Origin of the sequence: Microbacterium sp. Bi98 (assembly GCF_918698045.1) — a bacterium.
In the GTDB taxonomy this organism is placed as follows: domain Bacteria; phylum Actinomycetota; class Actinomycetes; order Actinomycetales; family Microbacteriaceae; genus Microbacterium.
The window spans coordinates 206,010-219,441 of the sequence record NZ_CAKKLK010000005.1 but is presented as its reverse complement, the minus strand read 5'-3'; the positions used below and the strand labels follow the sequence as shown (position 1 = coordinate 219,441).

General features: G+C 69.3%; 6 protein-coding genes. All 6 read right to left on the bottom strand.

The genetic code is table 11. The features are described from left to right. Positions 1 to 122: 122 nt before the first annotated feature. Entirely contained in the window at positions 123 to 1,169 is a 1,047-nt protein-coding gene (locus tag LQZ85_RS10530; protein WP_053098655.1) for an NAD(P)-dependent alcohol dehydrogenase, read from the bottom strand. Positions 1,170 to 1,301: 132 nt separating this feature from the next. Further along, positions 1,302 to 3,371 carry an acyl-CoA dehydrogenase gene (locus tag LQZ85_RS10525; RefSeq protein WP_056276610.1) on the bottom strand — a complete coding sequence of 690 codons (2,070 nt, stop codon included), beginning with the start codon at positions 3,369 to 3,371 and terminating at the stop codon, positions 1,302 to 1,304. Between the two features lie 150 nt (positions 3,372 to 3,521). Further along, positions 3,522 to 4,754 (bottom strand): HTTM domain-containing protein, encoded by a 1,233-nt coding sequence (locus LQZ85_RS10520; protein ID WP_056276608.1) that lies wholly within the window; start codon positions 4,752 to 4,754, stop codon positions 3,522 to 3,524. Beyond that, complete coding sequence (locus LQZ85_RS10515) at positions 4,751 to 5,557, bottom strand: DUF5819 family protein (protein WP_230100871.1); 807 nt, start codon at positions 5,555 to 5,557, stop codon at positions 4,751 to 4,753. The genes LQZ85_RS10520 and LQZ85_RS10515 overlap by 4 nt, the downstream gene beginning before the upstream one ends. An 83-nt stretch (positions 5,558 to 5,640) precedes the next feature. Beyond that, positions 5,641 to 11,340, bottom strand: coding sequence for a choice-of-anchor G family protein (locus LQZ85_RS10510; protein WP_230100870.1), 5,700 nt, complete (start codon positions 11,338 to 11,340; stop codon positions 5,641 to 5,643). Positions 11,341 to 11,671: 331 nt separating this feature from the next. Further along, on the bottom strand, positions 11,672 to 13,432 hold the full coding sequence (locus LQZ85_RS10505) for a glycoside hydrolase family 3 N-terminal domain-containing protein (RefSeq protein ID WP_056276601.1): 1,761 nt from the start codon (positions 13,430 to 13,432) through the stop codon (positions 11,672 to 11,674).

Here is a 13,432-nt window from a genome sequence, read left to right as displayed (position 1 = left end):
CGCCCTGCCGCACAGGCCCAGCACCACCCCGACCCACACCGCCGCACCCACTGCGCGAACGGTCCCAGGGGAGCAACCGACGGGGGTCCCCTGGGGCGTACCCCGAGGACCCCCTCCGGAACTCAGTCGGCGATGGTCGCGGCGTCGATCACGAAGCGATAGCGCACGTCAGAGGCGAGCACGCGCTCGTACGCCTCGTTGATCTGCGATGCGCTGATGATCTCGATCTCGGCTGCGATGCCGTGTTCGGCGCAGAAATCGAGCATCTCCTGGGTCTCCTGGATGCCGCCGATGTTGGACCCCGCGAGCGATCGACGCCCGCCGATCAGAGACGAGACGTTCACTGAGAGCGGTTCTGCGGGGGCTCCCACGCAGACCATCGACCCGCCCACGTCGAGCAGACCGAGGTAGGCGCGGAGGTCGACGACCGCGCTGACCGTGTTGAGGATGACGTCGAACGACCCGCGCAGCGAGCGGAAGGTCTCGGGATCGCTCGTCGCATAGTAGTGATCGGCACCGAGACGGAGGCCGTCATCCTTCTTGCTGAGCGTCTGCGACAGCACGGTGACCTCTGCTCCGAGAGCGTGCGCGATCTGCACGCCCATGTGGCCGAGTCCGCCGAGGCCGACGACCGCCACGCGCGTGCCGGGTCCGACGTTCCAGTGCCGCAGCGGGGAGTACGTGGTGATTCCTGCGCAGAGCAGGGGTGCCGCGACGTCGAGCCCGAGCGCGTCGGGGATGCGCACGGCGAAGGACTCGGTCACCACGACCTGCTCGGAGTATCCGCCCTGAGTGACGCTGCCGTCACGGTCGGTGCTGCCGTAGGTGAAGATCGCACCGTTGGAGCAGAACTGCTCGTCGCCGCGCAGGCAGTTGCGGCATTCTCCGCACGAGTTCACGAGACAGCCGACGCCGACCCGATCGCCGACGGCGTGCTTGGTGACATCCGATCCGATGGCCGCGACGGTTCCGGCGATCTCGTGTCCGGGTGCGAGCGGGTACTGCTGCGGCCCCCAGTCTCCGCGCACCGTGTGGATGTCGGAGTGGCAGATGCCGGCGAACGCGATGTCGATCAGGATGTCGTTCGGGCCGAGCTCGCGACGCTCGATGACGGTCTTCTCGAGCGGTGCGGCCTCGCTGGGTGCGGCATAGGCGGTGACACGGGTCATCTCGGACTCCTCTGATCGGTGCGGATGGGCCAGATCGACACTACTCGCGCCCTCCTCTGCGGCACCTGACCGCCCACGACGAAGGCCGGGACCACTGATCCCGGCCTTCGTCAGCGGAGCGAGGAGGAAACCTCAGCGCTTCGCGTTCTTCTTGAGCGCCTTCTCCAGCACAGGGGCGTCACCGGATGCCGCGAGCGCCGCGTAGTACTCCCGAGCCTCGTCCTGCCGCACGCGCTCGGCGCCGGAGGCGATGGGCGCCCGGACGTGCTCCGGCTCGTAGCCGAACGCGTCGACCAGGTCGAGTGCGTACGGACGGAGCCTGGCGCACAGACGGTCGATGTATCGCGAGACCGCGGCGGCGCGCTGCGTCGAGAGACGCCCGTGGATGAGGTGCCAGGCGAGGTGCTTCTCGATGAGCTGCAGACCGAAGAGGTCGCGCAGCCACGTGAGCACCTTCTTGGTGTCGGCGTCGTCGACGCGGTGGACGGCATCCGTGAACGCCTCCCACTGCAGCAGCTCACCGTGCGCACGGGCCGCCTCGATCAGCTCGGCCTGATTCTCGTTGAACAGCTTCGCGCCGAGGGCCTTGTCCTTGCCCGCCGGACGCAGCCGGCCGGCGATGTCGGCGACCATCTGCTGCACGCGCTCGGCGAGCAGCTGGTGCTGCTGCTCCTCGCGCAGACCGTTCTCGACCGAACGCGAGACCTGACCGAGGTCGACGACCGACTGGCCGAACTGACGAAGGCCTGCGCCGTGGAACAGCTTGCCGGCGGTCATGCCTACGGCGAACTTGGCCAGGGCCGCAGCATCCTTGCCGGTGAACTGCTTGGCGTAGTCGGTGAGCAGCCGCTTGCCGACCAGCTGGAGGAGCACATTGTTGTCGCCCTCGAAAGTGACATAGATGTCGAGGTCGGCGCGAAGTCCCACGAGACGGTTCTCGAACATGAAGCCCGCTCCACCGCAGGCCTCGCGAGCCTCCTGGAGGGTGTCGAGCGCGTGCCAGGTCGACAGCGGCTTGAGGGCTGCCGCCAGGGTCTCGAGGTCCTCACGGTCATCAGGGGTGTCGATGCGGCCGGAGAACACGCCGTCGAACTTCTGCAGGAACTCGTCGTGCGCGAAGATCTGCGCGTAGGTCGTCGCCAGGCGCGGCAGCAGGCGGCGCTGGTGCTTGCCGTAGTCCATGAGCACGACCTCCTGGCCGTCTGCTCCGTCGAACTGGCGGCGCTGCGTCGCGTAGGTGATCGCGATCTTCAGCCCGAGAGCCGAAGCCCACGACGCGGCGCCGTCGAGCGAGACCCGTCCCTGCACCAGCGTGCCGAGCATCGTGAAGAAGCGGCGACCGGGGCTGTCGATCGCGCTCGAGTACGTGCCGTCGGCCGCCACATCGCCGTACTTGTTCAGCAGGTTCGTGCGGGGGATGCGGATGTGGTCGAAGCTGAGGCGGCCGTTGTCGATGCCGTTGAGTCCGCCCTTGAGTCCGTCATCCTCACGACCGATGCCGGGAAGATCGACGCCGTCTTCGCCGCGCAGCGGCACGTAGAAGCAGTGCACCCCGTGGTTCACGCCGTTCGTGATCAGCTGAGCGAACACCGTCGCCGCCACGCCGTGCAGCGCCGCGTTGCCGAGGTACTCCTTCGTCGCGCCGCGGAACGGCGTGTTGATCACGAACTCCTCGGTGCTCGGGTCGTACGTGGCGGTGGTGCCGACCGCTGCCACGTCGGAGCCGTGCCCGATCTCGGTCATCGCGAAGGCGCCGGGGATCGAGAGATCCATGACACCGGGCAGCCACTTCTCGTGGTGCTCGGCGGTGCCGAGCTGCAGGATGGCGGAGCCGAACAGCCCCCACTGCACTCCCGACTTGATCTGCAGACTCGGATCGGCGACGACGAGCTCCTCGAAGCCGGCGATGTTGCCGCCGTTGTTGTCTTCTCCGCCGAGTGCGGTCGGGAATGCCCGGTGCACTGCCTTGTTCTCGACGAGCAGGTGCAGCTGGCTGAGCACACGCTCGCGGTGCTCGTCCTTGCTCAGCGCGTCATCGCGCCAGAACGCCGAATCCTTGATCAGCTCGCGCGCCTCGCGGCGCGTGTCAGCCCAGGTGCCCATCAGCAGATCGGTGACCCGGGCGACATCGAACCTCAGGTTCGCATCTGCGCTGTCGGTGTGCGGGCGAGTCGTCTTCGGACGGACGGCGGCGTCGACCATGAGCGTTCCTCTCAGAGGGAAGTAGGGATACTCCCATGGTAGGTCTGCCACAACCAGGAGCGAACTGCTGTGTGCGCATCCTCCAACAAGCTCCCGGGACGGCGCCCGGTCGGATTGTCGTCAGACCACAGTCTCAGCCCAGCCGCAGTCTCAGGCCTCGACGCGTGCGGGCGTGGGAGGCGCGGTCTGCGCCTGCTCCCACCGCCGTCTCGTCCCTTCGCTCAACCGCGCCCACGTCCGATCGCGGATGAAGATCGAGTCGATCGCGATCATCGTCAGCGAGAACCACGGCAGCCCCATCAGCACGCCGATGCCGATGTGGAAGGAGAGGATGCCGATGAGGCCGATCAGCCGAGTGGGCCGTGTGAGCAGCATCAGCGGGAACGCCACCTGCAGGATGATCGAACCCCAGGTCGCCGCGACCACCATCGGGCCCCAGGTCGTGACCAGGTCACTCAGCACCGGCCACGTGCCGAACCGAGCGGTCTGCAGCGGGTTGTAGACCGCGTAACCCTCTTCCCAGGGCGCGCCTCCCGCCTTGTAGAGAGCACCCGATGCGTACACGAAGCACACCTGCGCGGTCAGCGCCACGAGGGCCAGATTGTGGAAGACCGTTCCCAGGAGGGCGGGCTGGCTTCCCGGAGCGAACCACTCCCCCTTCTTGGCGCGACGTCTGGCATCGATCGACCAGCGAGCGGCCGGGTCGGCGAAGAACAGCAGGAGCAGCGCGATGCGGAACATGTTGTCGCCCTGATCGCCCACCATGTCGTTCGCCTCGATGAACCCGACCCAGAGGCAGAAGAACACCGGGAGGACGATCCGGAAACGCCAGCCGAGGACGAACAGCACCGCCAGCACGCCGAGCAGCAGATAGAGGGCGGTGTAGAGCGCGTCATTGCCCATCGCGGCATGGAACGCGCTGAAGATCCAGATCTTCGGGAACTCGCTGACGGGTTCGGCGAGTTCGCCGTTCCACGCCGACCCCGAGCCGAACGTATAGAGACGAGTGCTGAAGTTCGACGCGAGCAGGCCGATCGCCGTGATGCCGAAGAGGATGCGGGTGACCGCGAGACCGTAGAGGGCCTTCTTGCCGTTGAAGAGCCAGTCCCCCGCGAACGCGGAGATCCGGTCGATCGCCGAGAGGACCATCGACCACAGTCCGCCGATCATCGACGAGGCGAAGCTCAGCAGGCGGGTCACGAAAGACCGGGGAGGCGGGGCGGCAGGCGCGGGCGTGCGCGGCGGCGAAGGCTCGGGCGCAGAGGCGGGCGGAGCGGATGCCGGAGCGGGCGCCGTCACGGTCGACCGCCCGGCAGCATCCTTCTTCCGGTCCCGGTTCGCGGCGCCGTTCGTCTGGGGCGCGGTCTTGGTGGGCGCGCTCACGGCTGGATCCTCTCGAACTGGGCGCGGAAGGTGTTCGCGAAGTTCTCGCGACTCTGCCCTTCCTCTTCTATAGGCAGGCGCCACCCGGTGGTCGAGAACGTGGGGTCGGGGCGCTGCGCGCTCGGATCGTTGCGATCCGCATAGGGCACCACGTTCTGGCGGCTCACTCGGTACTGGACCTTGATGACGGAGTCGGCGCCCCAGATCGCATAGGCCACCTGGGTGGCGTAGGCGGTGGAGAGGTGCTCTTCCGCCATGTACGCGTCGGTCGACGGGTTGTCGCCCTCGAGTTCGTCGAAGGAGCGCACCATCCACTCCTCCCATCCGTCCTCGGCGAAGTCGAGCCCGACGACGGCCTTCTGGTCGTCGTCCAGCTTGTTGTAGGCGTTCATCTGGCCGCTCGCGACCTCGCTCGATTGGATCCCTGCTCGGGGCGGGAAGAGGTTGTAGCGGATCATCGAGAGCTCGACGTCGGTGGCGCTCACCCACCCGGTCTCGATCTCCTCACCGTCCTTCTCGATGACGGCACGCACGTTGAAGTGGTAGTCGCCGTTGATGGGCTCGGGCGCGAAGACGCTCCACGACTGACCGAACATCGGCAGCATGTACCCGGCGAGGACTTCTTGCGTGGGGATCTCGCGGAGCGCCGAGTACGGAGCGATCCACAGGAACGACGCCCCCACGTGCCACAGGGTGAGCAGACAGGCGGCGAACGCGATGAGCTTCACCCACCAGGTCGGGCGCGGTCGAGGGGCGGTCGCGGCGACCGCCGCATCCTGCACTTCGGGTGAGGTCTCAGTCATCGTGCCCATCCACATCCTTCTCACCGCTGAAGGTCGGGGCCGCCGCAGCGACGGCCCCGACCTCTCAGCGTTCCTGCACTGCGTTACTCCGTCCGGACGAGCGGCCGTCTGGAACGCGCGACCCTCGTCATCCCGAGTCCGAGCATCAGCAGCAGAGCCGCCAGCGCGATCCACCCGCCCTGGATCTCACCACCGGTGGTGGCGAGGCCCGTGGCCACGACCTGGAACGAGGCCGACACGCTGCCGGAGGTCGCTCCGGTCAGTGTCACGGCGTGGGTTCCGAGGTCGGTGCCGGAGGGGATCGTCCAGGTGAAGGTGACCGTGCCCTGCGCATCGGCGACCTGGGTGCCCAGTGCGATCGGCTCGGACGTCATCACACCGGTGACGGACTCGCCGGGCTGGAACCCGGTGCCGACCGCCGTCTGCTTCTCTCCGCGCTCCAGAACCGGGACCTTGATCGTGATGGCGATCGGTCCGGTCGGGTCGGCTGCCGCGTCTGCAGACGCCGAGGCCTCAGCAGTCGCCGAGGCGGATGCCTCGGCAGCAGCCTCAGCGGAGGCATCAGCCGCCGCCGACGCGGACGCCGTGGCCGACGACGAGGCGTTGGCCGCCGCGGCCGCCGACGCGGTCGGATCAGCGTCAGCCGAAGCCGATGCGTCAGCCGCACTCGTCGAGGTCGCGTCGTTCTGCGCCGACGCCTGCGCCGCTGCCGCGGAGGCGGCCGACGCGTTCGCATCCGTCGTGGCCGTGGCCGAGGCGTCCGTGGATGCGTCGTCCGTCGCCGCCGCAGACGCGGCCGCATCAGCCGTCACGTCAGCCGCCGCCGAAGCGGAACTCGTCGCATCGGCCAGAGCCGCAGCGACAGCCGCCGCCTGAGCCGCCGCGTTGCTGTCGTCATCAGCCTGAGCCGACGCCGCAGCGGATGCCGAGGCGTTGGTGTCGACCTCAGCCGACGGGTCGGCCGCAGCCGAGGCATCGGCCGTAGCCGCAGCGTCAGCCGTGGTCGCAGCGGATGCCTCGACCTCTGCCTCAGCGGAAGCATCAGCCGCCGCCGACGCGGACGCCGTGGCCGACGACGAGGCGTTGGCCGCGGCGGCCGCCGACGCGGTCGGATCGGCATCTGCCGCCGCGGACGCGTCAGCCGCACTCGTCGAGGTCGCATCGTTCTGCGCCGCCGCCTGAGCGGCCGCTGCAGCAGACGCGTCCACATCCGTCGTGGCCGTGGTCGACGCGTCCGTGGATGCGTCGTCCGTCGCCGCCGCAGACGCGGCCGCATCAGCCGTCACGTCAGCCGCCGCCGAAGCGGAACTCGTCGCATCGGCCAGAGCCGCAGCGACAGCCGCCGCCTGAGCCGCCGCGTTGCTGTCGTCATCAGCCTGAGCCGACGCCGCAGCGGATGCCGAGGCGTTGGTGTCGACCTCAGCCGACGGGTCGGCCGCAGCCGAGGCATCGGCCGTGGCGACTGCATCGGAAGATGCGTCGGTCGATGCACTGGCGATCGCCGCCGCGCTCGAGTTCGATGCTGCGCTCGTCGAGGCGTCCGATGTCGCCGAGGCCTCAGCCGCGGTATCCGTCGTCGCGTCGGCCAGCGCCGCAGCCTGAGCCGCTACCGCCGCACCGGCGTTCGCCTCCGAGGTGGCGTCCGCCGTGGCTGCCGTGGACGATGTCGCCGTCGCCGCCGACTCCGCCGCAGCCTCAGCCGTCGGGTCAGCCGCAGCCGATCCCTCTGCCGTGGCGTCCGCGAATGCCGCCGCCTGCGCGGCCGCTTCAGCGATCGCGTCGGTCGATGCATCGGCGTTCGCCGACGCGGATGCCGACGCCGCCGCGTTCGTGTTGGCCGCAGCCTCGGACGAGGCATCCGTCGACGAGTCGGCGATGGCCGCCGACTCCGACGACGCCGCCGAGTTCGACTCCGCCGCCGTCGATGCATCCGCGTTCACGTCATCCGACGCGTCGGCCTGAGCCGCCGCCTGCGCAGCAACTGCCGCCGAGGCGTTGGCCGTCGACGTGACATCGGTCGTCGCGGCCGACGAGGCATCCGGCGTCGCCGCCGCATCCGCCGCCGAGGTGGCGTCCGAGGTCGCCGCCGCTGAGGCCGCCGACGTCGCGTCTGCGAGGGCCGCGGCCTCAGCCGCCGCCTGCGCCGACGGGTCGCCGTCTGCGGTCGCGTCAGCCGAAGCGGATGCCGATGCAGCCGCGTTGGTGTTGACGTCACCCGGGTCGCCCGCGGTCACCTCGGTGGTGTCCGAGTCGCTGGACGCGCCGGATGTCGCGGTGAGCAGGTAGCCCGCGCCGGGCTCGGCATCAGCCGGAACCGGGTAGTTCTCCGTGAACGCACCGAACTCGTCAGTGGTCGCGATGACCGGGCCTCCGATGTCCGCTCCCCCGCCTGGCGCGGTGAGCTGCAGCGACACGGTGGAGTTCACCGGCCAACCCGTGCCGGTGACGGCGAGGTTGGTGCCTGCCGGAACCGACGAGGCCGCGTCGACGACGACCGGAGCAGCCGTCACCTCGGTCGTGTCGGTGGCTGTCTGCGTGCCCGCGCTCGCGGTGACCGTGTATCCCGTGCCCGCGGGAGTTCCCGCCGGCACCGGATAGTCGATCGCGAAGCCGCCGAGAGCACCGGTCGTCACCGTCTGGGGCGTGCCGATGACCGCACCACCGGGGGCTGTCAGCTGCACGGTGACCTCGGTGTCGGCCGGCCACTCAGCACCGGTGATCGCCAGGTCCGCCCCGGCCTCGACGGTCGCGGCCGCGTCGACGGTCGCCGCTGCGGTCACCTCCGTCGTGTCGGTCGCCGTCTGGGTGCCGACGGTCGCGGTGATCGTGTAGCCCGTGCCCGGCGACGCCGAGGCGGGAACCGGGTAGTCGAGCGTGAACCCGCCGTCGCCATCGGTCGTGACCGTCTCAGGACCGCCGACGGTCGCTCCGCCCGGAGCGGTCAGCTGCACCGAGACCTCGGTGTTCGCCGGCCAGCCGGTGCCGGTGACGGGAAGGCTCGTGCCCGCCTGCACCGTGTCCGCGGCATCCACCGCTGCCGCGGCGGTCACCTCGGTCGTGTCCTCAGCCGTCTGGCCGCCGACCGTCGCGGTCACGGTGTACCCCGTGCCCGGGGTCGCCGACGCGGGAACCGGGTAGTTCAGCGTGAACCCGCCGTCGCCATCGGTCGTGACCGTCTCGGGACCCCCGACGTCAGCGCCGTCCGGGTCCGTCAGCTGCACCTCGACGACGGTGTTGGCCGGCCAGTTCGCACCGGTGATGGGGAGAGAGGTTCCCGCCTGCACCGTGTCGGCCGCATCCACCGCAGCGGCGGCCGTCACCTCGGTGGTGTCGATCGCCGTCTCGGCGCCAGCGGTCGCGGTGACCGTGTAGGCCGTGCCGGGCGTCGCCGATGCGGGCACCGGGTAGGAGAGCGTGAACTCACCGTCGCCGTTCGTCGTGACCGTCTCGGGGCCACCGACATCCGCGCCTCCGCCCGGAGCCGTCAGCTGCACCGAGATCTCGGTGTTCGCCGGCCAGTTGGAGCCGGAGACCGCGAGATCGGTGCCTGCCTGAACGGTCGGCGCCGCATCGATCGAGGCGACCGGAGCGTTCGTCACCTCGGTGGTGTCCGTCGCCGTCTGCGCGCCCAGCGTCGCGGTGACCGTGTAGCCGGTTCCCGCAGGAGTTCCGGCCGGAACGGGGTAGCCGAGCACGAAGGCACCCGACCCGTCCGTCGTGACGAGCTCGGGGCCGCCGATGTTCGCGCCGCCGCCGGGAGCGGTCAGCTGCACCGAGATCTGTGTGTTCGCGGGCCAGTTGGTGCCCGAGACGCCGAGGTCGGTTCCGTCCTGCACGGCAGGTGCCGCATCGATCGCTGCCGCGGCGGTCACCTCGGTGGTGTCCGTCGCCGTGCTGGTGCCGTCGGTCGCCGTGACGATGTAGCCGGTGCCGGGCACGGTCGAGGCCGGGATGAAGACCGTGCCGGTGAAGTTGCCCGACGCGTCGGTGGTCACCGGCGCTGATTCGTTGACCGGAGTTCCGTCCGGTGCTGCCACCTGGATCGTCACCTGGGTGTTGGCCGGCCAGCCGGAGCCGGTGACCGGAAGATCGGTTCCGGCCTGCACGGTGGTTGCGGCGTCGATAGCCGCGACTGCCGCCGCCGCTGCCTTGACGGTCGACGACGCGAGATCGAGTTCGACCCCTCCGCCCACGGCCGGGAGCAGATCGATGGCGAGCGCCCGCACGGTGAAGCTGTCACCGGGGATGTCTCCCGGCTCGGACTGCTCGTTGATCGTGATGGTCGCGATGCCGGACAGCACGCCCTGCAGCACGGGGTCCAGCGTCGAGAGCACGGGGCCGGTGACCGCTGCGAGGGCCGGCTGGACGAGCGGGATGACGCTGGTCAGCGCGGTGTTCACCAGCGGCCCGGTGGTCGTGGTGACCGCCGTGGTCACAGCGCTCACCACCGGGTTGAGCAGCGCACCGATGTTGAGCCCGGCGAGCGAGATGTCAGTGGTCACCGTCGGAACCGGCGTGGCCGTGCCCGCGAACTGAGCGAGCGTGCCGGCGATCGTGACGTCGCCGGAGACCAGGTCGATCCCGGTGAGCGGGTTGGTGAGATCCACCCCGACGGTGAGCGTGACCGCCAGCGAGTCGAGGGTGGAGTCGAGGATGGTCGCGACCTTGCCGTTGAGGCTGTTCGGGTGCGTTCCCGTCAGAGCAGAGGTGATCCCCTGCTGGATGGCGGCGATCGTCGTCGCAGACAGCGCAGGGGTGTTCGCGGGAAGCGAGTTGAGGTCGGCTCCTGCGCCCGTCTCCACGAGGATCTGAGCGAGGTCGACCGAGATCGTCCCGTCGCTCAGGTCGACGAGCACCGAGCCCGTGGTGTTCTCGAGCGGCTCCGTCAGGAGCTCCGTGACGACCGTCGCCCCGACTGTGTCGAGGCCGGCGATAGCGACCGTTCCGCCCGTCGCCTCGAAGGCGGCGACGAGCGGCACATCCGGAATCGCGTTGATCGTGTCGACCACGGTCGTGACGAGCCCGGTGAGCGCTCCGCCGGGACCGGCGAGGTCGCTGACCGGGGTCACCGTGCCCTGGATGGCCGTGCCCAGAGTGGTCGCGAGCCCCGCGACGAGGTTGCTGTGCAGGTCGAGGTCCAGGCCCGCGATGCGGTATTCGGAGCCGGCGACGCCGGCGTTCGACTCCGCCCGCGATGCGAGGGCTCCGATGCCGACCGACGCTTCGTCGAGGACGGCGTCGGTGAGACCGGCGACGCTGAGCTGGTCGAAGAGATCGGTGAGTTCGAGGGTGGCGGGGTTGACGCTTCCGTCGATCGCCCCCGCATCGATCGCACCACCGGAGGTGATCGCGCCGGAGGACGCGATCGACTGGGTCTGCGTGGGTGAGGAGCTGAAGCTCTGCGCGCCCCCCAGATCGCCCAGCTGCAGCAGACCGGGCGACGTGCCGTCGGTCAGCAGCGGCACGTTGAGCGTGCCCACGTCGATGCTGAGCGCCTCGAGCACGTCGAGGTCGAGACCGCCGAGCTCAGGGCCGGCCGCGGCTGGGTTGCTCGTCAGCGTGTGCCCGAGTGCGGCGACGTCCAATCCACCGAGCAGGTCGGCCGGCAACTGGATGATCTGTCCCTGCGCGACCGACGGATCGTTCGGATTCGCGTCATCGAGCGCATTCGCCGCCGTCGGTACCAGTGCACCCGCAAGGATCATCGCGCCGACGGTCACGCCGGCGATGCCTCCCCCGATGGCTCTGCGTCGCCGCAGAGTCTTCCCCTCCAAGAATTCCATTCGCCTCTCCCGTGATGCAGATGTTCCGCGTCACAAGGCCCTCCCCAGGCGTCGACAGGTGCCGACCGAGCGCATGTCCAGACAGTATTGCCGGATCGAGAATGTTATGTCCAGCGATTGTCCAGTGATCTTTCAGGAAACGTCATCCGGTGAGACATTTCGTCATCGGTCATTGAGACCTGCCCACAGGTCTGTTGGCGAGGACGCTTTCGCCAGGACGAATAGGAGGGGTCCAGCGCACTCCGCGCAGGCGCGACACGCACTCCGGCCACACGACGAAACCGCCCCGCAGACCGAGGTCTGCGGGGCGGTTCAGGGCGTGAAGCGAGGGCTACAGAGCGAGCCCGTCGCCGAATCGGAAGAGCGGATCAGCGGTGTCGAACGGCACATCGGGTCGCGAGGCGACGACCGCGGCCATCGACCTCGGCAGGTCGAACGGGAGCCTGCCCTGCGCGCTCGCGACGCCGCTCAGCACATCGAGCAGCGCCGCCCCTGAGACACCCCAGTTGACGGTGACGGCCGCCGCACCGGCCACGATCGGTTCGAGAATGGGCGGTCGATCGGCGAGCACATCGACCACGGTCGGCACGGCTCCGGCGATGGCGGCGACATGCGCGAGCACCTCGTCGGAGAACTCGAGCGACCCCGCATGGAAGAAGTTCTCGAAGGTCGTGTCGCGCTGCTCGAACGGCGCCTGGAGACGGAGGATCGCCAGGTCGGCCTCGTCGACGGTCGCCACGACGTCGCCGTACGCGGCTGCGACGGATGGTTCGATCCCCTCGACGTAGAGCTTGATCCCGGGGGCGAAGGGCAGCGAGCCATCGTTCGTCAGCACGGTCACGGAGGCGCGCTGGGCCGCCTCTCCCGCGGCGCGGAACTCCGCGCTGCCGACGATCTCGTCCGCCGCGTCCTCGTCGACGAACGGGTTCTCGAAGAGCCCGAGCTCGAACTTCTCCCGCAGGATCCGTCGCGCGGAGAGGTCGAGCCTCTCCTCCGAGACCGAGCCCTCGGCGACCAGCCCGAGCAGCAGTTCGGGGCAGTCCTCGCCACCGAACTGATCGACACCCGCATCGAGCACCTTGAGCATCCGCTCTCGCGGCGTCAGATCCTCCACGCCCCAGGCGCGGGCAGGGAACGGCTGGCCGAAGATCTCCGCATCGTTGATCAGACCCCAATCGGTGCACACCAGGCCGTCGAACCCGAATCGCTCGCGCAGCAGCCCGGTGATCACCGACCTGTTGAAGCCGAACCCGACCTCCTCGTACTCGGTGCCGACGGGCATGCCGTAGTACGGCATCATCTGACGCGTGCCGGCGGCCAGTGCATCCTCGAAGGGCTTGAGGTGCAGGTCGAACGCACCCCCGGGATACACCTGCTCCCGCCCGTACGGGAAGTGCGGGTCCTCGCCGTCGAGCTGCGGCCCGCCGCCGGGGAAGTGCTTGGTCATGGTCGAGACCGATCCGGGACCGAACGAGTCGCCCTGGAACCCGCGGATATATGCCGCTCCCAGAATGCCCGTCAATTCGGGGTCCTCTCCGAACGTCGCCGTCTGCCGCGCCCACCTCGGTTCGGTGGCGAGGTCGACCTGCGGGTGAAGGGCGACGCGCAGGCCGACAGCCGTATATTCCTGACGAGCGATATCTGCGAACCGTTCGACCAGCTCGGGGTCACGGGTGGCTGCGAGACCCAGGGTCTCCGGCCACTGCGAGAACGGTCCGGCGAGGATCGACGCCCCGGGATTCTCGCTGAACGAATGCCGCGGGTCGGTCGACAGCGTGACCGGGATGCCGAGCCGGGTCGAGGCCGCCAGCCGCTGCAGCTCGTTCTGCCAGGCGGCTATCTCTCGCCCGGTGGGCGCCGCCCCCAGCAGGTTGAAGTGCGTCATGTTCTTGAGGTCGATGAACTCGCGGGCGCTCGGTGTGCCGAAGATCGGGTTCGCCTCATCGAGGTCTCCGATCGCGATCATCGTGTGGAAGAACAGTCCGGCCTTCTCCTCGACGGTCATCTCGTCGAGGAGGAGCTGCACTCTCTCATCGACCGGCAGGGCCGCGTCGAGCCACGGTCGGGCAGTGGTCACGTCGGTGTCGGTCAT